Origin of the sequence: Vibrio sp. V10_P2A27P122 (genome assembly GCF_963874335.1) — a bacterium.
In the GTDB taxonomy this organism is placed as follows: domain Bacteria; phylum Pseudomonadota; class Gammaproteobacteria; order Enterobacterales; family Vibrionaceae; genus Vibrio; species Vibrio anguillarum.
The window spans coordinates 36,892-59,489 of sequence record NZ_CAWNHY010000266.1 but is presented as its reverse complement, the minus strand read 5'-3'; the positions used below and the strand labels follow the sequence as shown (position 1 = coordinate 59,489).

The following is a 22,598-nucleotide window of genomic DNA, read 5'->3' as shown; positions in this document are numbered from 1 at the left end:
GGATCTAGTCTATGCACAAGTTGCGGTTGGTGTTGGTATCTTTATGCTCGTCGCAGGCGTTGCGCTTACCGTCGCAACCGCTGGCACCGCAGCTGTAGTCTCCGGCGGTATCGCAGCCGTCGGCGCGGCATCGATTATTGCTGGTGGCGTTACGTGGGGCGTATTACAAAATCAAATTGATGATGACTACGACAGCATCGCGCAAGAACAAAAGCAAAAAGCTGAAGATCAACAACAGATTATCGCTTTACAGGGGCTTTCCAATGCCAGTAGCGCCGTCGTTTCAGCGATTGAAACATCGACATCAGTATTATCTGATTTTGAAACGACGTGGACAGTCTTTGGTAACGAGTTAGATGATGTAGTAACCAAGCTTAATAATGGTGCATCCATGCAGAGCATTATTATGGAAAAAGTGATGTCTGACGCAGCGAAAAATGAATGGGATGATGCGGTTGAACTTGCTAAACAGCTAGCTAGCGCAAAAATAGCTATCGAAACGAAAGAGTTAGCACCTGCAGTAAAACAAGCAGCTTAAACATTACTAAGGGGGGTTACGCCCCCTTTTATTCTTTTTCGAGGACCATCATGAATCAATCAGCCAGCGAGCAACTTCAAACCGACATTCCTGCATCTATTAGCGCTATGGTGTTACTAAATTCTGCATGCCAAGGCGTTGTTGAAACTTATATTGATCAAGGCAATGCAGAACATTGGTATGCTCAGGTAGAACAAAATTTAAATGCGGTGCAAAAACTGGTACGACAATGGCGTTTGAGTGGTAATTTATATTTTTCAAATGACATTATGGACAGTGTTCTTTCCATTGCGAATACATTCAAAGATTCTAATGTTCAAATTTTAACCTTATTCAAAGCACTAGAAACCCGTTTTGATACCGACCAACTACAGCAGCTCACTTCATTAATCTTAACATTACAAAATCCGATTCAAAGTCTTACATCAAATATAAAACGTTATGATGAGGGATTGAATGCTTGGGCTCGCCAAGTGGAAGATGCTCATAACACATTGCAACAAACTATTGCACAGATCCAGCAAGAAGAAGTTTCCATCCAAGCAGAAATTATCGCCACTAACGCCCAAATTGATCTAATGAAACAGCAGATAGCAGCATTTAAAACCGCCATTGCGAATGCTCAATCGCAGCGTAAGAAAGGGATATTTGAAACGATTTTTGGCGTGGTGCTTGCTCCGTTTACACTGGGAGGTTCTTTGATATTGGCAGGGTTTGGTGTTAGCTCTCTTGTAGAAGCACAAAGTGAAATATCTAGCCTGCAAAGCGATATCCAATCATCTTTAAATACCATCAACCACGATCAACAAACGCTCTCTCAAGATCAACAACAAGTCGCGTCTCTCAATGCCCTATTGCTAAGTGTCGATCAAGTTAACAACGATTGTGCGGCGATCAGCCGATCCTTAGATACACTACAAACCACGGTGCTCAGTTTATACAATGAAACCAACAACGTCGTTTCTAACCTTACCAAAGCACAAGATTCACAAGATTCACAAGCGGTCATTCTGGAGCAAGTTTGGTACCAATCAGCTTACAATGAGTGGCAAGATATTCTGGAGGTAGCATCAACGCTCAATAATGCACAACCTCAAATAACAAAAGCTCAAATCAAGTAATTGATTTGGCTCCAGTGACGGAGCCAATGGCTGATTTAATTGAGCAAGTTATAAAGCAATGCCGATACCGCCAATAACCCTATTGCCATGACAAAGGGTGTACTCATCTGCTGTTGATACTTCGCCAGCGATGGCACTTTGAATACAGCAATCATCGGCATAATAAACAGAATCATAGCGATCACGGGGCCTGAAAACGCTTCCATCATTCCCAGAATGCTGGGGTTGAGTATCGCGACAATCCAAATCGTGACAAACAAAATCGCAATGGTGAGTCGCCCAGCAAAACGCAGTGACAGGCCAAAGTTTTTACACAGCAATCCAGTCAGGCTTTCTCGCGCACCAAGGAAATGCCCTAAAAAGGAAGAGGTAATGGCAATAAACGCCACTAAAGGGCCTAGTGTGGCGATAAAGGGATTATCTGTGACATTGGCAAGGTAAGTCAGCACTGAAATATTTTGCACTTTTGCTTCTTGCAATGCCTCTGGTGATAAAGCCAATACGCAAGAGAACACGAATAACAAGACAAACAGAATCAATACAAGACTGGTGTAACGCAGAATCTGCTCTGATTTTTTATCCGCTAGCGCGCCATAATGACGACGTTGAACATTGGCAAAACTTGAGATCGCCGCTGCGTGGCTAAAAGAAAACACCACGACAGGAATGGCTAACCACACTGTGTGTAAGAAATCACTCGTTTGCGGCAAGACTAATGACGGCACTGACCAATACGGGATCAAATAGAGCGAGAGAAATAATAAAATAGCCGCCAATGGATAAACCATAACAGCAAAAGCGCGCAACATGATCTTCTCGCCACCCAGCATAATGGCAATTAACGCAAAGACTAAGCCACCAGAAAGTAGCACCCGAGGGGGAGCGACCATCTGCGCTTGATTAACCAAAAAGCTATCAACCGTGTTAGTTAGACCTACACCGTAAATCAGTAAGATTGGGAAAATAGAGAGGAAATACAGCAAAGAGATCAAGCGACCAGCCCTTTGGCCAAAGTGTTCTTCAACAACGTCGGTAAAATCGGCATTAGGACGGCGCGATGAGAGAACAAAACGAGCAAGACCACGATGAGAGAGATAAGTCATCGGAAAAGCGAGTAAGACCATTAACACTAATGGCCAGAAACCACCTAACCCAATGTTGATTGGCAAAAATAGAATGCCAGCCCCAACGGCCGTACCAAATAAACTGAGTAGCCAATAGGTGTCGTGTTTAGTCCAATTGGAAATCTGAACATGACTAAAATGAGCCATTTCCTTAGTGTCTTTCACTGCTTTTTCACTTATATAAAAATAATAATGTCGCGAATCCTACTCCTATTAATCATTATGATCATTTTGAGACCTTGGTCATAATCACTATAATCAAGGGACTTGGCTTGGATTGAAAACCATGAAAACACCGAATTAACAGCATATTAAACTGGCTTTATGTAACTTCATTGAAACTAAAAACCAAATTTTAAGATTTTTCAGTAAATGTAATTAGTTGACGATTTATCCAGCACAGTCACGCACAGCAAACAAAAATGAAGGACATTTGTCCTCCCTAATCGGTAGGCGATCATGGTTTTATACAATTGTTTTTCAAAAAGAGGCACACAGATAGACACTGTAGGTATGCGGGGCCAGAAGATAAATAGGAATCGATTTATAGGTTTACAGTGTAAATGGCCCTAAATAGGGCCAATTGAGTCTATCTCTGAGCTGTGATATTTATGAATTAACGGCTTTGATAAGGATAGAAGTATCCATTCTTCCCTCACCTTGCTCAGACAAGGCTTGGTAAGCATGATAAGTTTTTTCTGTCATCGGTAATTTTAGATCGTTTCGTTGCGCTTCATCCAAACAAAAGCCCAAGTCTTTGATCATCCAATCAATGGCAAAGCCGTAATCAAATTTACCTATTGACATGTTCACAGCGCGGTTTTCCATCTGCCATGAACCTGCGGCTCCATTTTTCAAACAATCAACCAAAACGCCAATATCTAACCCTGACTTTTCCGCTAAGATCAATCCTTCCGACAGGCCATTTAATACGCCAGCAATGCAAATTTGATTGACCATTTTTGCGCGTTGTCCTTGCCCTGCTTTCCCCATCAGCACCGATGACTTGCCATAAGCACGAAATACAGGTTGCAGCTGCTCAAACAGTTCGGCATCTCCACCACACATAATGGTTAGCACACCATTTTCAGCCCCTGCTTGGCCACCAGAAACAGGAGCATCCATAAAGCGAATGCCCGCTTTATGAGCCGCAGACGCCAGCTCTTCGGCTAACAGTGCCGATGTGGTGGTGTGATCAATCAAAATTGCGCCGCGTTTCATCGCCCCTATCGCGCCGCCGTCACTGGTCGTCATGCTACGGACATCATCATCATTGCCAACGCAGGTTAAAACCACATCGGCATCTTGCACGCACTCTGCGACTGTTTGCGCTGCATGCCCATGATACTGCTGCGCCCACTGCTGCGCTTTAGCTTGAGTGCGGTTGTAGACGCTAACATCAAATCCTGCGTTTTTTAGATGCCCAGCCATAGGGTATCCCATAACCCCTAATCCAATAAAACTGACTTTCATTAACTTCTCCTTTTATTATTACCCAGCAGCCCAAACGGACGAACACACGTAACTGAGTGTGGGCTGTATGTATCCTTGCGTCATTCTCTATGAATAAGACCACGGTTAGCAATGCACAGATAAAAAAAAGCCGAGTCAATCACTCGGCTTCTCATTAATTCGCTCTATTACAGCTCAGCGTTATGGTAAACCTGCTGTACATCATCACAGTCATCTAGCATGTCGAGGAACTTCTGGAATTTCTCCGCCTCTTCGCCCGTGACCGGTGTGTGTGTTTGTGGAACGAATGTGATTTCTTCCACATCGATAGTCAAATCAGGGAACTGATTATTTAGCGATGTTTTCACTTTGAAGAATTCAGTGTTAGGTGCAAATACAGTGATCACACCATCTTCCAGTTCAACATCCGTCACATCGACATCATCCATCATCAGTGCTTCAAGGATAGAATCTTCATCATCCCCTTTGAACTGAAATACCGCTTGGTGATCAAACATGTGTGATACGGTACCTGGAGTACCAATTTTCGCACCCGTTTTAACAAAGCATTGACGCACATCTTGGAACGTACGGTTGCCGTTATCTGTTAAGCAGTCAACGATAACACTTGCGCCGCCAGGGCCAAAACCTTCGTAACGAGCAGGTTGGTAGTCTTCACCACCACCACCACTGGCTTTATCTAGCGCTTTATCAATAACGTGGCCTGGAACTTGGTCTTTCTTCGCTTTTGTGATCAGGTGGCGCAAAGACAAGTTCATGTCAGGGTCCGAACCACCATTTTTCGCACACATGTAAATTTCTTTACCGTATTTGGAATAGACTTTAATTTTTGCGCCTTGAGTTTTCGCCATTGAGGCTTTGCGCACTTCAAAACTTCTTCCCATAGGGATGATCTCTCTAATTCAATTTAACGCGAGGGATTTTAGCAAAAAGTGGGATCATTTCAATTTTCCACTTAGCAAAGACATGAATGCTACGCAACACCCATCACTCTTTTGTATTTGTTCACCGATTGTAAAAACCACTCTTTTTCGGCCTCACTGGCAATTTTAGACTGCTGCTGAGTGATCGCTTCAGGCCCTGCTTTTCCTTGCTTGAGTTTCCAAACAAGAAAGGACGCTTGTTTATCGAGCTCTACTTTGTTTTTCTCTTCAGCGGCAAGTAAAGATAGGTTGAAGGACATGAGTTAGCCTAGATCGGTAAATACGTGGCACGAAATATAGCATAGGACATAGGAAAATTAAGAGCATAAATGTGCAATTTATCGGTATGAAATCAAGAAAATTGGAAAATATAAAGGGTGGCTATGCGCCACCCTCAGGGGATTAATGGTGAGAACTCGTCAGTGAAGTATGCCTAGCTCCTTCGCTTCTTCAATGGTTAAACCACTTTCTCGAATCTCTCTTAATGCTTCAATACGACGGCGAGCTTCGGCTGATTTAAGGTTTTTAACTGGTTTTTGAGTTTCTACTTCTTCCGTGAAGTCCCACTTATTTGCAATATCAGTCATTTCGTCATGGTCAATAGAATTTATGGACATTGTTACCTCCGAACAAACCACGTAAGGGACATGTAATCTGTAGCAAACGACATTTGATTTGTTAAGCATATTTCGTCCATATTGTGATTTTGGCGATGGTTTAGAAACCTTATTTTTAAAACTATTAATATTACTTTGCCAACCTTGCTAGACGAGGCTAAATTTAAATACTGCGTACATGAATTCAAGCGTTTTAGCGCTCATTTTATTCTGTTGCATACTATCGCAGTCCCCCCTACCCCACGCTCTTTCAATGTGCTGATTTTTAGCACATGGTTCCCCATTTCTGTTTGGCAAATAAGCTTGAAATGCACCAGACTGTAGTTAATGCATTTAAAGTTGTAGGTAAGACGCGATGTGTAAGCTTCACGACTGGTTAACCGAGATCCATCAATGGCATCTGAACAAGCGCTATGACCAGGTGGCTCAATTACAACCTCTGATCCTTAATGCTCCACAGGAGATCTGGGGGCCGGATCTAAGTGATGATCAAAGTAAAGCAATTGCTTGTTGGCTTGATGCTTGCCTGCGCCAATATGAGTACTACAAGCTCATTGACGGTGAGCTTGCCTTCCAATATCTGCAGCTTGCTTACGCTCGTTTTCAGCGTTGTGTCTCGGAGCCGAGTAGTGAACTTGAGTTAAAATCTTGGTGTATAAAACGGATGCAGCAGTTGATGGTACTGAGTTTGGAGCATCTCAACCAACAGCACGTTGATGAGGCCTTATCCCGAAGTTTAATTGATGCTCATGCTCGATTTCTTGCATATTACGCGTGGAACGATGATCAAGGTATAAAGCGAGGGTATTAATTGATTGCAGGGATCAACAGATAAAAAAATAGCGAGTTATATAACTCGCTAAAAACATATATGAGCCAATCTATTAATTCATCAGATAGGACAAAAGGTTGTCTATTCGTTTTCTATACTAACGAACCTTCTAAAACAAAATGTCAGCTACATGTCAAGGTTGTGTTGTAAATTGGTTTTAAATACCAATAGCGACTTCATCAAGTGCCCGGAATACGGATTCATCTAAATGCCCCTCGTACACTTGCTTGCACACTTTGCGACGTACTGCGAGACCCGAGATCAAACGTTCGATCGATAAATGTTTATTCTCGTTTTTCGTGTTATAGAGCTCGATCAATTTACTTAACGTCTCATAAGAGATCGCCTCATTTCCAACCCTTAGCCAATCCAGCTTATCAATCAGCTCTGTACACTCTTCCTTGATGGAGGATGGTGGATGCCCAGTCATTGCTGATAACGCCGTTATACTGCGTTCTAGGGCCTCTGGAGAGGTATATTTAGATAAGGTAATCGTAATTTCATCGGCATTGATCTCTACTAGGTGTTTGCGCTGCTTGACTCTTCGTCCTAGCTTACCCTTTGGAGACGGTGCTTTACGTTGAATCGGTTCAAATTCACCATCAATGATCTCAGAAAGCTCTTCTAGTTTTTGCTTAGAAACCATCTCATTGCGCAGTGGGTTAGGCAACGTTGGAGCCATGTTGCGTTTGCCTGCATTGGTGGTACGAGCGCGCGAGTAGCGCAGGACTTCTTCCACATCGCACTTAATATCGACTTGGTAATCCATCACTTTTTCTTTATCCACCAGTGTGGTGACCGTCAAATGATAGCCCCAAAGATTCACGACAAATAACGAATCGCTGCCCTTTCCTTCCGATAATCGTTTTAGCTCACGGACAAGATCCATCGAAAAACGACGCCATTCGATATTACGGGCCAACTTTTGGTTCAATTCACTCAGTAGCATGCTGTCGGTATGGCGACGCGACATGCGACTGCGAAAATAGGAGTAGAGTTGGAAGACCAACGTATGTTGCTTTAGGATCTCTGGTGGAAACAAGAAAAAGTAATCGCGAGTGAGTAACTCTTCGTAGAATGAAGGCTCCCACACCAAAATGTACAAATTAGGTTTGATCCTAATTTCACCATCAGCGCCTTCCGTTGGCGCTTCTTCAGAAGCGGTGATCGTTCTTGCTAGGAACCGAAAACGATCACTCTTAAATCCTTCTGGCATGTTTTCACTCAGCCAACGGCCGGTTAACTCATGCAGTTGGAAGTCTGTAAATTCAATCCGATCAATACTATCGCGAATAGAATCTCTTGCTGGGCCACTATCTTTTTTACCGCGAAGCGACAAAATATCAGTAATGTACAATGGGGTTTTATTCGGTGTGTGTTTGGTATTAAGTTGGTAATCTTCTTGGTGGTGATCGTGGTATTGCACCGTTAAGGTGAACAGTGCAAACAGTGTCATTAGATCATCCACTGTCATGATATTTTTGGAAGAACGAGTTTCAATGATCGCACGGGTACCAGAAATCGACACCATTGATTTCTGGTAGCTTTTACGAGTTCTCGGTGGAGCTAATGCTTGATCAATGATCCCAGCCCAATTGGTGGGTGAAACCACAAACTGATCCGCTTCGTCTTTCATCGCTGGTGGAATATTTAGCCCATGTTCTGTCAACAAACGCTTATTGACCTGAGTTTGAGCCAGCGCTTTTGAACGCTTGCGTTTTTCTGTCTGTTTTACTGATTCAGTTACCAGACTGGTTGAACCAAGCACAGAGATGAGCTTATTTGGGTTAACAAATTTATGCAGCATTGTCTTGCCAGCTAAACCTTCTTCAAATCTCACCGGGATCTGTTTAAATAAACCAATACTTACTGCAGCACGCAGCCGTTGCTGAATAGCCGCTCTGGTCAATTGGCCATCGGTTGCTTCAATTAACTCTGTTGTTGAGACTAACCCATCTTGGCTGCGGAAACCTCTTAATGAGATCAGGTTAAGAAGTTCAACGATACTTTTGGTAACACCTTTAAAATGTTGGTATTGATCAACCCAATCAACAGCAGTTTCTGAAACTTCAAAAAGATGCCCATCTTTGTGGCTCCTTGGTGCTTTGATCAATATTTTTTCGTCTGCGTTCATTATTAGATCCGTATCACACTAGCCGTAATATCGCTATAGTTCCAATAGAATAAAGAAAAAGAGATCATAAATAAAGAAAAACTTATTGCTTTTAAATAACTGATCTTTTTGATTATTCTGATCTATATTGCTTATATGATCTAATGATCAGGCCTTAATGAGCAGCCTAATTGATTGTTTTATAGGGATAAAAAAAAATCCCCTTCAGAAGCATGATCATAGAAAACTGAAAACATGATCATTGTAGAGAAGAAAGCATGATCAATCACATTCCGAACGATGATCATCAGACGAATGAATCAATGATCAAACACTTTCTTAAAGCATGATCATGGCTCATGCACAACTTATCCACATGATGAGTTGAAGTGATTATTTTATTTGAGCTAGATGAAGAATATGGGCTTGGTTTTTCTTTGGAAAGATGATCAAGGAAGTGCATTAAATGTTCTTTCAAAGTCGATTTTGGCATAAACACGAATTGAAATGACAAATAACTCTTTTAACAGCTTCTATTATAAGGAGTGAGAGTGTGTCGAAAGCATGATCAAGAGCGTATTGAAGAAGGTTTTGTTATTTGGTGTGTTTTAAATTTTACTTGTTATGTACTAGGTATCTTGCTCAGCCCCTACTCCATCTGCAATCACCCGTAATTATGCGCTATTTTTACATGCTTCCGAGCTTAAATCACACTTGATCATTGATCCGATGAAGATCCATTTGTTTTCTGATTATTTGCTGATAAGGAAGGCGCTAATTCCTCTTGATCATTGTTCCTGTGGCGAGGGATCTCTTCGGACGCATGATCATCATGTTAGCCTTGATCATGCGTCCTGGTACCCTGACGAAAAGGATAAGTTTCCCCTGCCCTGTCGCTCTAGTTATTATTATTCATGTTCTGCGATTATTTAATTGATCTGCAGGGGGAACATCATTCCAAATGACACATACCGTAAATTATGCTGCTTCTCTAATCGTTCCGGGTATTTTAAGCTCATTTACAATGTAAATAAGTTACGTTGTAATATTTTTAATGTTCAAATAAATAATGGACTAAGTTGCCCATTATTTAAGGAAAAATGATGACCATAATGAGGTCAATTCATTAAATTCCGATATGTTTTTCTATTTATTGTGATATTAATCTAAAAGTGAATGTTCACCTTTTTGTTGAGTATTAAATTGTTTGCTGTACAATCTGCGTTAGGTACTTATTATGGAATTTGGCAATGAAAAGAGAACAAACCATAGCGAATCTCTACCAGCTCGCCGAGCAAACTCAACAGGTGCAAGCTGACCGAATTGAAATTGTTTTAGAAGAACGTAGTGATGACCATTTCCCAGCGATGTCAAAAGCGCTAATGGAAACTCGTTCAGGCTTAACACGCCGTAAGCTAGATGATGCCATTTCCAAAATGGAACAAGCTGGCCATCAATTTACTAAAAACAATGCAAATCACTATTCAATTTCTTTAGCGGAAGCCCACATGCTCATGGATGCCGCTGGTGTGCCTAAGTTCCACCAAAGGAAAAAGCATGGTGATCATAAGCCTTGGGTCATCAATGTTCAGAACCAAAAGGGGGGGACAGGTAAATCAATGACGGCTGTCCATCTAGCCGCGTGCCTCGCCCTGAATTTGGATCAGCGTTACCGTATCTGCTTGATTGACTTAGATCCGCAAGGTTCATTACGGTTATTTCTCAACCCGCAAATAAGTTTATCAGAGCACAGTAATATCTATTCTGCCGTTGATATTATGTTAGACAACGTGCCTGAAGACACTGAAGTGGACAAGGCGTTCTTACATAAGAACGTGATGTTGCCAACCCAATATCCCAATTTAAAAACCATCTCTGCATTTCCTGAAGATGCAATGTTTAACGCAGAAGCGTGGCAGTATCTTTCGCAAAACCAATCGCTTGATATTGTTCGACTGCTGAAAGAGAAACTTATCGATAAGATTGGCGATGATTTTGACATCATTATGATTGATACTGGCCCACACGTTGATCCATTGGTATGGAATGCAATGTATGCTTCCAATGCATTACTGATCCCGTGCGCGGCTAAGCGATTAGATTGGGCGTCAACCGTCAATTTCTTTCAACACCTTCCTACGGTTTATGAAATGTTTCCAGAAGATTGGAAAGGGTTAGAATTTGTACGTTTGATGCCGACGATGTTTGAAGATGATAATAAAAAGCAAGTCTCGGTATTAACGGAAATGAATTACCTGTTGGGTGATCAAGTCATGATGGCGACGATTCCGCGTAGCCGAGCATTTGAAACCTGTGCTGACACCTACAGCACCGTTTTTGATCTCACCACCAGCGATTTTGAAGGTGGTAAAAAGACGCTAGCGACTGCGCAAGACGCTGTGCAAAAAAGTGCACTGGAGCTTGAGCGAGTGCTTCACAGTCATTGGTCATCACTAAATCAGGGGTAAGTAAAACATGGCAATTAAAACGTCTGAACTAAATGCGAAACTGTTTGGTAAAGCGAATAAGCGACGTGCAACCACCCCGCAAGAAGCCCAAACGGCAGCGAAAGAACAAGCGCAAATCATCGAATTGGCGGTTGCGGGAGAAGAGTTAGTCACTTTCGAACTGGTCAGGATTCCCGCTGAGCAAGTAGCGGAAAAGACGATTGTTTTTACGCAGAATGCGCGTGAACAAGCTTTTCTGAATGAGCATGCTCTATCTGATGTATTGAGTACATTACGTGAGCGTGGTCAGCAATATCCTGCGGTTGGTCGTAAAACCGCTGGGGGCAAAATTGAAGTCCTTGATGGCAGCCGTCGTCGAATGTCTTGTATCTTGGCGGGTAAAGAATTTTTGGTTTATGTTGCTGAAGACATAAACTCGGAACATGCGAAGTTTCTTTCGGATGTGGCAAACGCGCACAAGCCGCTTTCTCTTTATGAGAAGGGTAAAGAGATGCAAGCGAAGCTGGATAACGGTGAAGCGGAAGACCAAAAAGCTTTAGCTAAGATATTTCAGTGCAGTGAGGCCCTAGTAAGTGGCGCTCTAAAAGCAGCGGCTTTGCCACTTGAGCTGTTGCAAGCTTATCCAAATGTGGTTGAATTAGGTCGTCCAACCATAGTTAAATTGCATAAACAATTTAATGAACTCGATGCAAAGCAACAAGCAAATTTGTTGGAAAAGTGTCAATCTGAAGATGGATTTGTTTGGCAGCGTAGTAGCGTACAAGGTGTTGCCCGATTGACGAAAGAAGTCACAGAGACAATTGAGTCTTGGATACAAGAGTTGTTGCCACCTAAGCGCACTGAGCATGTAAAAATTGATCTGATCAAAGGCCGCGTAAGTTACAGTCGTAAAGGCAGTAATTTAGCGCTTAATTTGAAAAAGGTGGATGATGCTACGGTGCAAGAAATATTAGATTTTATCCAATCTAAGCTTGATTAAGCATCCATCATGTAAAGAATAAAAAACCCGCCACGGCGGGTTTTTTAGTAACTAAGTCTATTCAGTTCGAATCTATTGATTTCTTAAACGCTGCCAGTATTTTTCGTAGATAGCGAGCGCTTCAGGCCCAACATCATTAATGAATTCCCCTTTAGCCATATCTTCATCGGCTGGAAAAATCGTTGGATTGTCGCGAAGTTCTGCTGGAAGCAACGCTCGGCCGCTTTTTGTTGCCGATGCATAACCTAAGCTATTCACAATCTCAGCTTGGTTCTCTGCTTGATACATGAAGTTGATGAATTTATGCGCCAACGCTTTGTTGTTGCTTCCTGATGGAATAGTAAAGTTATCCATCCACAAGACTGCGCCTTCTTCCGGCATTACAAATTTTAGCTCTGGCATCTCAACTTGGCCTTGGTAGGCATTCCCGTTCCATTGCATCCCTAACGCTGCTTCACCTGAGACATAAGGCACATGTGGCGCATCAGAGTTATACAACAGTACATTATCTTTTAACGCGACCAATGATTGGTAGGCTTTTTCAATCTCTTTTTCATTTTTTGTATTAATACTGAAGCCATTTAAGATCAGCGCCATACCAAAGACATCGCGAATATCGTCAATCAACATCACTTGTTGGCTATATTTCTTATCCCACAAATCAGCCCAGCGAGAGACACCTTCTGGTACTAATGCTTCGTTATAGCTGAGGCCAGTGATCCCCCAAATATAGGGCAGGGAATAACTATTTTTGGGATCGTGTGCTTGGCCGAGTAGTGAAGGCATGGCATCTTTCATGTTCGGGATTTGTGCATGATCCAGCTCGGTTAGTAACCCTTCACGTCCCATTTTTTCAATGAAATACGCTGAGGCAAAAACCACATCATAACCGCCACCTTTGAGCAACTTGAGCTTGGTATACATTGACTCGTTATTTTCAAAGGTCGAATAGTTAATCGTTACCCCTTCCTGCTGCTCAAACTGCTTGAGGGATTTTTCTGGAAGATATCCTCCCCATGCATAAACGTTGAGTGTTTTGTTGTCTGCGCTTACGTGTGAAGAAGTTAGAGCTGCTGCCAAAACCAATCCTTTGATGAAAGTTTTCATTGCATTTGAATTCCTTAAATAGCCCAGAAGTGTACTGGGGTGTAGGTGAATAATTAGTTAAAAATGGTCACGATTAAAGCAAATATAATTTGTCGTAAAGAAAAATATTTTTAACGACGCACAGTGATTATAGCGGCTGTGCTACCATTGCGTTTCAGCGAGGTGGCGTAAATATGAACATGATAGCGGCTTATTTAGATGATTTGATGGTGCAGGCTGAGAATAGCCTATTGCGTATGGGGCTCTTAATCCGTGGTGAGCCTCAATGGCAACAACACGTGCTTATGCATTTTCTCGCAAAAAATGAGGGGCAAGCCATATTTCAGTTAGGCGGAGAACCGTTACCATGCGTTCGTTATGCCCCCTTCAACAAAGGGCAGCAGTTTCTTGGTCAAGAATGCCATTTACTTATTTGTGATAATCACCATGGTTTTGATGCGAACAGTTTCAGTGCTGCGCTGGGTTCACTGGTCGGTGGTGGGTTACTGTTGATCATTGAAGCCCCTCAGCGTAATGACTCTTTTGCTGAGCGCTGGTTAACGCGAGCGTTGGAACAGCTTGTTGTTATAGAACAGAATCAACCTTGCCCTCCTTTACCCGTTTATCCACGAGTCAGCTCTCAATCACCGATTTATGAACAGCAAGTTGATGCGGTTTCAGCAATTCTTCGTGTGATGGATGGGCATCGCAAGCGACCATTGGTTCTCACTGCCGATCGGGGACGAGGGAAAAGCAGTGCGCTTGGTATTGCTGCGGCTAAATTGATGGCGTCTCGTTCATTAGATATTGTGGTCACGGCACCCTCAATCCATGCCGTAGCGCCGATATTTGAACATGCGGCTAAAGGTTTAGCAGGCGCTCACGTCACCAGACAATCCCTTACTTGGCAAAACTCGTCATTGACGTTTGTGGCACCGGATGAGCTGATTTTGCATCGGCCACAGTGTGATCTCCTATTGGTAGATGAAGCGGCCGCGCTGCCTTTATCAATGTTAAAAAACTGGGTTGAACACTATCATCGTGCGGTCTTCTCTACCACCATTCATGGCTACGAAGGGTGTGGGAGAGGGTTCACGCTTAAGTTTCAAACTTGGTTAGCACACCATCGAGCTGGGACTCGAACTCTCCATTTAGATCAGCCGATCCGTTGGCGTCAGGGTGATCCGTTAGAAGCGTGGCATTACGATACTTTCCTCCTTCGTTATGATTTAGCTACATTGCCGACGATGACATCAGAACAGTTAGCGACACTTAACATTGAGCATCTGGATAAGGCTCAACTCATTGCCAACCCGACACGCTTAGCCGCTATTTTTTCGTTATTAGTGAATGCTCATTACCAGACATCACCGAACGATCTATTTCATTTTTTAGCGGACGATAAAGTTCAGCTAGTTGCTGCAATGGTAGACGAGGTTTGTGTCGGTTGTTTGCTGACAGTACGTGAAGGTGGGCTTTGTAACGCTTTAGTGGAAGAGATCCAACGAGGAAAGCGACGTCCTAAAGGTCATCTAGTTCCTGTTTGCTTAGCTAATCAAGTTGGTATTACGCAAGCAGCGCAGAGTGTTTGTCAGCGCATCATGCGTATTGCAGTTCATCCCGAATTACAAAATCAAGGGTTAGGCAGCCGCTTGATTGAAGCGTGCATGCTGGAAAATGATGCCGACTATTTAGCGACGAGTTTTGGCGTAACGAGCGATTTAATGGCTTTTTGGGCTAATAACCAATTTGTTCCGATAAAACTAGGGAGCCACCGAGACAGCGCGAGTGGCTGTTTTTCCTTAATCATGGTTCAAGCGAAAAAATTGGATTGGTTAACTCGGGCAGAACAGATTTTCGAACAGCATTTCATTTTCTCGCTATCTGATTCTTTGCAAAGTTTAGAGCCGGCTTTGGTTCGGACCATCTTATCATTGGTCCGAGATCGTGTCGCATGCGCGGATTCAAATGAAGTTAATTTCCTACCTTATTCATTGCTGCGTTGTTACGCACAAGGCGGTGCGGATTATGAGAGTGTGAGTGTATGGATTCATCGGCTAATTACTTCATTGGATAAAGCTGCTCTATCACTGTTATCTGATGTACTTATTGTCAAAGTATTGCAAAGGAAAAGCTGGCAAGAGTGTGCCAGTCAATTAAACCTCACTGGACGGAAAATGATTGAGGCTACCCTCCGTCATGACCTCAATCGACTATTAGATGATTTACACTGTAAAGTGGATCATTCAACGCAATGAACTGCAGCCAATTTACAGTGTAAAGCGTGAATAATGTAAGAGCAGACACCTTCTCCAGATGTACTGTGCTTGTCATATGACAAAAAAGTCCTACTACTTACGTCTTAAGAGTAGGATTTTTTTGTTCTAGTCACAGAATAAAAAAATCCAAACTATATTAATGAGTTAACCATACGGTCCCCCTTATTGTGAGGTTTTTATTTTTGTTCCTAACGTGTTCAATCATTTGCTAAATGAGTATTCCCTCCTACACTCAAAGTCAGGTGTTCTCCTAAAAAATAGAATATAAATAGTACATAAGGATGAGATATGGATCTTTTGTTGGCGGAGTCTTTGGAAATTTCAACGGTACTAGATTCCAAAGCAAATTATCTTCAATGGCTAAGCCTAACTCCTCCTTTAACAATAGATGCATCACGAGTCAATAGCGTGGATGCTGCCGGTCTGCAACTGCTTGCTTCTTTGTTTATGACAGCAGAGCGAGCTGGAATTGAGATCACTTTAGTTAACGCAACAAACACGCTCAATGAAGGTATTGCGCTACTGGCTTTAGAAAGCTTGTTCGCAGAGTAATGAGATTTTGCAAGGAAGGGGCTATGACAAAGATCCTCGCGGTTGATGATTCGGTTTCAATTCGTCAAATGCTAAGCCATACATTGAAAGATGCAGGCTATGAAGTTGAAACCGCTACTGATGGAAGTGATGCATTACGTAAGGCACAACAAACCAAATTTGATGTTGTTATTTCGGACGTCAACATGCCAGTGATGGGTGGTTTTGAGTTAGTTAAAGCGATACGTGGTAATGCTCAATATAAGTTTATTCCTATTTTGATGCTAACCACCGAAACGAGTATGGAAAAGAAACAAGAAGGAAAACTCGCTGGAGCTACAGGATGGTTGGTTAAACCGTTCAACCCTGAGACGCTATTGAAAACACTAAAACGGGTCATATAGAACACCGTATTTTATTAGAAGCTTCATTCGTTAAACGACGTTAACTGGCAGGAAGAGCTATGGCTTTAGACATGGAACTGTTGCGCAAGATGTTTTACGAAGAGTGTCGTGAAAATCTTGAAGTGCTTGAAAATGTACTGCTTAATCTTGACCCTAATCAGGTTGAGAAAGAGACTATTAATACCATTTTTCGGGCTGCCCATTCGATTAAAGGTGGCGCGGCGACCTTTAGTTTACTGGATATCAGTGAATTTACCCACTCTGTCGAAGCGTATCTTGACCTCGTCCGTAACGAAAAATCAGCTCTCACCGCCGAGAGTGTGGACATTTTACTGAAAAGCGGTGATTGCATTCGCAATATGCTCGCGGGGCATGAGAGCCACGGTGAGGTTGATAGTGAGCTTCAGCAGAGAGTCAGCCAGTCACTGCATGCTTTACTTGCCGACAATTCAACGGTTGATCATGAACTAGCAGACCATCACTCGCTTGACGCCGAAGATGAACAGACGTCATCGCTCTTAAAGGCTTCTGACAACGAGAACCACTTAGGTTGGAAAGTCGTTTTTACTCCGCATAGAGAACTTTATTTCAGTGGTAATGATCCACTTCGGTTGCTGCGAGAGCTTTATGAACTGGATGATCAGTGCAGGGCGGAAGCTCAGCTTGAGCACCTTCCCGAATTGGCGGAAATAGAGGCTGAGCTTTGTTATTTAAGCTGGACTATTTTTCTCAGTAGCCAAGTGCAAGAGAGTGATATTCGCGAAATTTTTGAATGGGTTGAAGATGAATGTGACTTAATTGTTGAACCTTTAGTACAAGAATCGACGACCCAAGATATGGTCAGCGAGAGCGAGGAATCTTTGGCCGAGGCGCTACCTACGTTTCATGCGAACGCTGTTCCCCCTACAGAATCAGCAGAGCAAGTTGATCTCATAAAACCCATCGATCTCATAAAATCAATAGAGTCTACGCCCGCTGTTGCGCCCAAAGTGGCGAAAGCAGAATCCAGCGTAAGCTCTATTCGCGTCGATATTGAGAAAGTCGACAGCCTGATTAATTTGGTTGGGGAACTTGTTATCACCCAATCAATGCTGACCGAAATCGGCAACGATTTCACCATGGATAAATTAGAAAAGTTGCAAGCAGGCCTAGTTCAGCTTTTACAAAACAGTAAAGATTTACAAGAAAATGTGCTCAATATTCGCATGCTGCCGATGAGCTTTGCTTTTAGCCGCTTTCCTCGCCTTGTGCGAGACTTGTGCGGCCGACTTGAAAAAAAAGTAGAACTGAACATCATTGGCGAGCACACCGAGCTCGATAAAACCGTCCTTGAACGTATTGTTGATCCATTGGTTCATTTAGTCAGAAATGGGATTGACCACGGAATTGAGCAGCCACACATTCGCCTTGAACAAGGCAAACCAGAAATCGGCACCATTGAACTGCATGCTTATCATCAAGGTGGCTCGATAGTGATCGAAGTGAAAGATGATGGCGCGGGGATAAACTGTGAAAGAATATTTCAAAAGGCGCTAGAAAAAGGTGTATTACCTAAAGATACACGGCGTGAAGATATCACCGACAAACAGATCCTTAACCTTATTTTTGCCGCAGGGTTTTCAACAGCAGAACAAGTGTCTGATATTTCAGGTCGTGGCGTCGGTATGGATGTTGTAAAACGTAATATCGAAGAGTTGGGTGGGCATATTGATGTCGAATCCACGTTAGGTAAAGGCAGCCATTTCACTATCTGTTTACCACTCACTTTAGCCATCCTCGATGGGCAATTGATCAAAGTAGGCGGGGAAGTTTACATCATCCCACTGCTCACCATTATCGAATCTATCCAAATCAACCTAGCTAATGTGAAGTATGCCGCCGGTGGGGTTGAGCTGTACCGGCTTCGTGACGAAAACATTCCTATCTTACGTCTGCAAGATGAACTGGAAATGGGATCAAGTGGTGCTTTGCCCGATAGAATACTCTGCTTTGTTGAAGCCGCTGGGTGCCGCGTTGGCTTATTGATTGATGAGCTGCTAGACCAGCAGCAAGTGGTTATAAAGAGCTTGGAGTCAAATTACTGCAAAGTGGCAGGCATATCAGGAGCTACGATTTTGGGAGATGGTTCCGTTTCGCTCATTTTAGATATTCAAGGGTTAATCTCCACGTACTCGAATCGACGTTCAAGTTTATCTCCCAAGATTATTGCCGCTTAGTGAAGGTGACAGGGAAGAGCCATGGAATATGATTATTCACCAAATCATCAACAAGAGAATCAAACACAGAGTGTTTTGAATGCTGTGTATGAAGAAAGAAGCTGTGAGGCCGATTTTCTGAGTTTCCGGTTAGCGAATGAGTTGTACGGGGTAGCAATTCAAGATGTTGAAGAGATTCGAGTATGGGAGCCACCTACGCCTATTCCTCGCGCGCCTAGCTTTGTGAAAGGTGTGATTAATTTACGCGGCATGATTGTGCCTATTATCGATCTGCGCCTTCGATTTGGCATGGAGGCTTGTGGCTACTTTCCCACGACTGTGGTGTTGGTACTTCGTAGCCTGCAACAAGAGCGGCCTCGTATTATGGGCTTAGTCGTTGATGCAGTGAGTGATGTGATTGGCCAGGGAGATAATGTGCTGTTTCCTGCCGTGGGGGAAACACCTGCCGCTGCGTATTCGCTCGGTTTGCTCAATGTTGGCGAAGAGGTCATGTCACTGCTCGATACCCAAGGGCTCCTTGATATGCACCGAATACTGAGTGAGGAACCCTGATGCCTAAACAAGAGTTTCTTAGTTTCGTGCTAGATAACGATGAGTACGCTGTGCCAATCCTTGAGGTCCGAGAAGTTCGCGGCTGGAGTGATGTGCGCTCTGTACCCAATGCACCGGATTACTTAGTTGGCTTACTCAATATTCGTGGTGAGTACGTACCGATTGTTGATCTTCGAATTCGTTTTCGTCTGCCACCTGCACAGATTGGGGCCACGACAGTTGTTATCGTTTTGAATGACGCGCAACGCAATCCGCTCGGCATTATTGTCGATGGTGTTTCAGAGGTGTATGACTTAGCCGCTGAAGAGATAAAACCTGTACCAGCCTTATCCACCACGGTTGAACCACAATTTATGAAGGGAATTGCTAGTGTGGCTAACGGTCATTTGATCCTAATTAATATCGAGACCCTTTTTGATGTACCTGGGTTAAATCAGACATTCGTAGAAGACGCTATTTTGTGAGGGAATACTCATGGCATTTTGGAACCGCAAACCAGAACCAAAAAAATTTGTTGAGCAGATAGAAGATCCATTGGTCGATGAGAATGAAGGGCTCTCCAATCAGCAGCTTCTTTCTGCTCTTAATGCAGCAAAAACCGCATTGATGATGATTAACCGAGATTTTCAAATCACCTATCTCAATAAGCAGTCATTGATTCTACTCAAGCAGCATGAAGTACTTTTTCAAAGTGTCTGGCCTGATTTTAAAGCTGAAGAATCGTCATTGATTGGCTACTGCATCGATGGTTTTCACGTCAATCCACAGCATCAACGCCAAATGTTGTCGAATCCAGCCAACTTGCCTTTCACTACCATGATTACGATTAAAGGAGTGAAGATCGAGCTTAATGTTGGCGCCATTATTGATGAAGACGGTATTTATATCGGGAACACATTAGAGTGGCGTGATGTCACTCAAGAGATTGCAAAAGAGCAAGAAATTGGCCGCTTAGCTTCGGCAGTCGAGGGGATGACAACCAACCTAATGATGGCCGATAAAGAGGGTATTATTCAATACTTAAACCCTTCATTGACCAAGTTGATGCGTACAAGAGAAAGTGAGTTGAGGACAGTATTAACAAGCTTTGACGTCAATAATCTGGTCGGACAAAATATCGATATCTTTCATAAAAACCCGGGCCATCAACGTAGCATAATTGCCAACCCTGATCGTTTGCCATTTTCATCCAACATCAAAGTGGGGGCGCTGCAATTTAATTTAACTTGTATTGCGATGCACAATCACAAAGGGGAATACATTGGCCCTGCATTGCAATGGATCGATATTACCGAACAACAAGATGGTCAATACCAAGTAGAGAGCCTCATTCAAAAAGCGATCGCAGGGCAGTTGAATGAACGAATTGATACCACCGTGTACAGCGGATTTATGCGGGAGTTGGGCGAGGGGATTAATAACTTGCTTGATACCTTAGTTTCACCGCTGGCTCAGTGTATTGACGTCATGAGCAAAGTGGCGGATGGCGATTTGAATACCAAGATGGAAGAGGGCAGCCAAGGTGAGTTTGGTCAACTGCAAAATGCGGTCAATACCTCGATTGCTAACCTGCGAGATATGGTTGAAAAAATCACCATTTCTTCTGCCAGAGTGGCTACGGCGTCAACAGAAATCGCGCAAGGCAATAATGATTTGAGCCAACGGGTGGAAGCTCAAGCATCCAATTTAGAAGAAACGGCCGCGAGTATGGAAGAGATGACAGCGACCGTGCGCCAAAATGCAGATAACGCCAAAGGTGCGAACGATCTAGCGAGTGATGCTGCCAAAAAAGCCAGTAAAGGTGGTGAAGTGGTGGGGCAAGCGATCTCGGCCATGTCGGAAATTAATCGTTCGAGTAAGAAGATTGCCGATATTATTGGAGTGATAGACGAGATAGCCTTTCAAACCAATTTATTGGCTTTGAACGCAGCGGTAGAAGCGGCAAGAGCCGGAGAACAAGGGCGTGGATTTGCTGTTGTTGCTGGAGAGGTTCGAAACCTTGCGCAGCGTAGCGCAGCAGCGGCGAAAGAGATTAAAGGGCTGATTAAAGATAGTGTTGAGAAAGTCGAAGAGGGATCGCGTTTAGTTGATGAGTCAGGAGCAACGTTGAATGAGATTGTGGACGCTGTAGCAAAAGTATCTGATCTCATCGCCCAAATTGCATCATCCAGTATTGAACAATCGACGGGCATTGACGAAATCAATCGTGCAATTACAGCCATGGATGAGATGACGCAGCAAAATGCCTCTCTTGTTGAACAAACCTCTGCGGCCAGCCAATCGTTAAAAGATGAAGGGAAAGAGCTGATTAGCTTGATGAGCTATTTCACCACCGATGACAACATCAAAACGTTCGAGCCCAAAAGAACACCCATCTCCGCCCATCAACCCAAACCCAAGGTGAAGAAAGTGGCAGGCATTAAAGCCACCATTAACGTTGCCAATTCTGGGCTCAACCTCAATGAGGATGGAGATGAATGGGAAGAGTTCTAACAGATAGCCATCCAATCATGATGAACAATGACCAAGAATTTGAACTCACCGCAAAGGATTTCAAATTCATCCAGTGGTTTATGCACAAAACGGCCGGCATTTACTTGTCGGATGCCAAGCGAGCGATGGTTTACGGCCGTTTGAGCCGTCAGATGCGTCGACGGGGGATTCAGCGTTTCTGTGATTACAAGGAGCTTATTGAGCATAATGAGCAAGAGCGGATCCACTTCATCAATGCGTTAACGACTAACAAAACCCAGTTTTTTCGCGAGTATCACCACTTTGAGTTTTTAGAAAAAGTACTGCTCGATGAGTGGCGATCACAGGGCGTGCGTCATCCTAAAATTTGGTCTGCTGGCTGCTCTAGTGGTGAAGAGCCATACAGCTTTATTGCGTCGTTATACAGCAGCGGTTTATTTGATTTCGCAGACAATGTTGATATCTACGCAACAGATTTAGACACACAGGTTTTGGCACATGCGCAAGCGGGCATTTATACCGATGAGGCTGTGGTTACTATTCCACAGCACTATCTTAAAAAGTGCTTTGTAAAAGGGCGCGGTATCAAACAGGGAAAAATAAAAATCGCCAGTCAATTGCAACGTTTTGTCCATTTTCAGCAACTGAATTTATTATCTCCTTGGACGCTACCTAAGAATTTAGACCTCATTTCGTGCCGAAACGTGATGATCTACTTTGATAAACCCACGCAGGAGGCTTTGATCGAAAGGTTCTATGAATGGTTGAAACCGAATGGGATTTTATTTTTGGGTCATTCAGAAAGTGTGGGGCGCTGTGCTGATGTTTTTCATCATCTCGGCCACACCATTTACGTGAAAAAATGAGGAA

19 protein-coding genes and 1 pseudogene are annotated in these 22,598 nt (G+C 43.3%); 13 read left to right on the top strand and 7 right to left on the bottom strand.

Features of this window, described 5'->3' with window-relative positions:
- Positions 1-538, top strand: a pseudogene (makA, locus tag AACQ17_RS13755) (cytotoxin MakA); the annotation flags it as partial.
- Positions 539-588: 50 nt separating this feature from the next.
- On the top strand, positions 589-1,659 hold the full coding sequence (gene makE, locus AACQ17_RS13750) for an alpha-pore-forming cytotoxin subunit MakE (RefSeq protein ID WP_094167636.1): 1,071 nt from the start codon (positions 589-591) through the stop codon (positions 1,657-1,659).
- 35 nt (positions 1,660-1,694) lie between these two features.
- On the opposite strand, the gene AACQ17_RS13745 is transcribed toward makE, so the two are convergent.
- From AACQ17_RS13745 to AACQ17_RS13725, 5 genes are all read right to left on the bottom strand, one after another.
- A complete protein-coding gene (locus AACQ17_RS13745) occupies positions 1,695-2,930 on the bottom strand; it encodes an aromatic amino acid transport family protein (protein ID WP_206211622.1) in 1,236 nt (411 codons plus the stop codon).
- A gap of 462 nt (positions 2,931-3,392) precedes the next feature.
- The gene (locus AACQ17_RS13740) at positions 3,393-4,256 is read right to left on the bottom strand and encodes an NAD(P)-dependent oxidoreductase (protein ID WP_094147447.1); all 864 of its coding nucleotides are present in this window, start codon (positions 4,254-4,256) and stop codon (positions 3,393-3,395) included.
- 167 nt (positions 4,257-4,423) lie between these two features.
- Positions 4,424-5,140 (bottom strand): YebC/PmpR family DNA-binding transcriptional regulator, encoded by a 717-nt coding sequence (locus tag AACQ17_RS13735; RefSeq protein ID WP_017044945.1) that lies wholly within the window; start codon positions 5,138-5,140, stop codon positions 4,424-4,426.
- Positions 5,141-5,229: 89 nt separating this feature from the next.
- Positions 5,230-5,439 carry a DUF3283 family protein gene (locus AACQ17_RS13730; protein WP_017046863.1) on the bottom strand — a complete coding sequence of 70 codons (210 nt, stop codon included), beginning with the start codon at positions 5,437-5,439 and terminating at the stop codon, positions 5,230-5,232.
- A 159-nt stretch (positions 5,440-5,598) separates the two neighbouring features.
- Positions 5,599-5,796, bottom strand: coding sequence for a PA3496 family putative envelope integrity protein (locus AACQ17_RS13725; RefSeq protein ID WP_017043498.1), 198 nt, complete (start codon positions 5,794-5,796; stop codon positions 5,599-5,601).
- A 355-nt stretch (positions 5,797-6,151) separates the two neighbouring features.
- On the opposite strand from AACQ17_RS13725, the gene AACQ17_RS13720 reads away from it, so the two are divergent.
- Positions 6,152-6,607: a transcriptional regulator gene (locus AACQ17_RS13720; RefSeq protein WP_094147448.1), complete on the top strand. Its 456-nt coding sequence runs from the start codon at positions 6,152-6,154 to the stop codon at positions 6,605-6,607.
- Between the two features lie 178 nt (positions 6,608-6,785).
- Here AACQ17_RS13720 and AACQ17_RS13715 read toward each other — a convergent pair whose 3' ends face one another.
- Positions 6,786-8,762 carry a replication initiator protein RctB domain-containing protein gene (locus tag AACQ17_RS13715; protein WP_017043500.1) on the bottom strand — a complete coding sequence of 659 codons (1,977 nt, stop codon included), beginning with the start codon at positions 8,760-8,762 and terminating at the stop codon, positions 6,786-6,788.
- Between the two features lie 1,229 nt (positions 8,763-9,991).
- Here AACQ17_RS13715 and AACQ17_RS13710 point away from each other — a divergent pair.
- On the top strand, positions 9,992-11,209 hold the full coding sequence (locus tag AACQ17_RS13710) for a ParA family protein (RefSeq protein WP_026027506.1): 1,218 nt from the start codon (positions 9,992-9,994) through the stop codon (positions 11,207-11,209).
- Between the two features lie 7 nt (positions 11,210-11,216).
- Positions 11,217-12,188: a ParB/RepB/Spo0J family partition protein gene (locus AACQ17_RS13705; protein ID WP_017044943.1), complete on the top strand. Its 972-nt coding sequence runs from the start codon at positions 11,217-11,219 to the stop codon at positions 12,186-12,188.
- Between the two features lie 72 nt (positions 12,189-12,260).
- Here the strand turns inward: AACQ17_RS13705 and AACQ17_RS13700 are convergent, their stop codons facing one another.
- On the bottom strand, positions 12,261-13,295 hold the full coding sequence (locus AACQ17_RS13700) for an ABC transporter substrate-binding protein (RefSeq protein WP_017044942.1): 1,035 nt from the start codon (positions 13,293-13,295) through the stop codon (positions 12,261-12,263).
- A gap of 173 nt (positions 13,296-13,468) precedes the next feature.
- On the opposite strand from AACQ17_RS13700, the gene AACQ17_RS13695 reads away from it, so the two are divergent.
- From AACQ17_RS13695 to AACQ17_RS13660, 8 genes are all read left to right on the top strand, one after another.
- A complete protein-coding gene (locus AACQ17_RS13695) occupies positions 13,469-15,532 on the top strand; it encodes a tRNA(Met) cytidine acetyltransferase TmcA (protein WP_094148058.1) in 2,064 nt (687 codons plus the stop codon).
- 309 nt (positions 15,533-15,841) lie between these two features.
- On the top strand, positions 15,842-16,105 hold the full coding sequence (locus AACQ17_RS13690) for an STAS domain-containing protein (RefSeq protein WP_013868220.1): 264 nt from the start codon (positions 15,842-15,844) through the stop codon (positions 16,103-16,105).
- A gap of 23 nt (positions 16,106-16,128) precedes the next feature.
- Positions 16,129-16,488 (top strand): response regulator, encoded by a 360-nt coding sequence (locus AACQ17_RS13685; protein ID WP_094146872.1) that lies wholly within the window; start codon positions 16,129-16,131, stop codon positions 16,486-16,488.
- 59 nt (positions 16,489-16,547) lie between these two features.
- Positions 16,548-18,704: a chemotaxis protein CheA gene (locus AACQ17_RS13680; RefSeq protein ID WP_094146873.1), complete on the top strand. Its 2,157-nt coding sequence runs from the start codon at positions 16,548-16,550 to the stop codon at positions 18,702-18,704.
- Between the two features lie 21 nt (positions 18,705-18,725).
- On the top strand, positions 18,726-19,256 hold the full coding sequence (locus AACQ17_RS13675) for a chemotaxis protein CheW (protein WP_017044938.1): 531 nt from the start codon (positions 18,726-18,728) through the stop codon (positions 19,254-19,256).
- On the top strand, positions 19,256-19,720 hold the full coding sequence (locus AACQ17_RS13670; RefSeq protein ID WP_094146874.1) for a chemotaxis protein CheW: 465 nt from the start codon (positions 19,256-19,258) through the stop codon (positions 19,718-19,720). The genes AACQ17_RS13675 and AACQ17_RS13670 overlap by 1 nt, the downstream gene beginning before the upstream one ends.
- Positions 19,721-19,730: 10 nt before the next feature.
- A complete protein-coding gene (locus AACQ17_RS13665) occupies positions 19,731-21,749 on the top strand; it encodes a methyl-accepting chemotaxis protein (RefSeq protein WP_019280784.1) in 2,019 nt (672 codons plus the stop codon).
- Entirely contained in the window at positions 21,734-22,594 is an 861-nt protein-coding gene (locus AACQ17_RS13660; protein WP_017044936.1) for a CheR family methyltransferase, read from the top strand. The genes AACQ17_RS13665 and AACQ17_RS13660 overlap by 16 nt, the downstream gene beginning before the upstream one ends.
- The last annotated feature ends 4 nt before the right edge of the window (positions 22,595-22,598 follow it).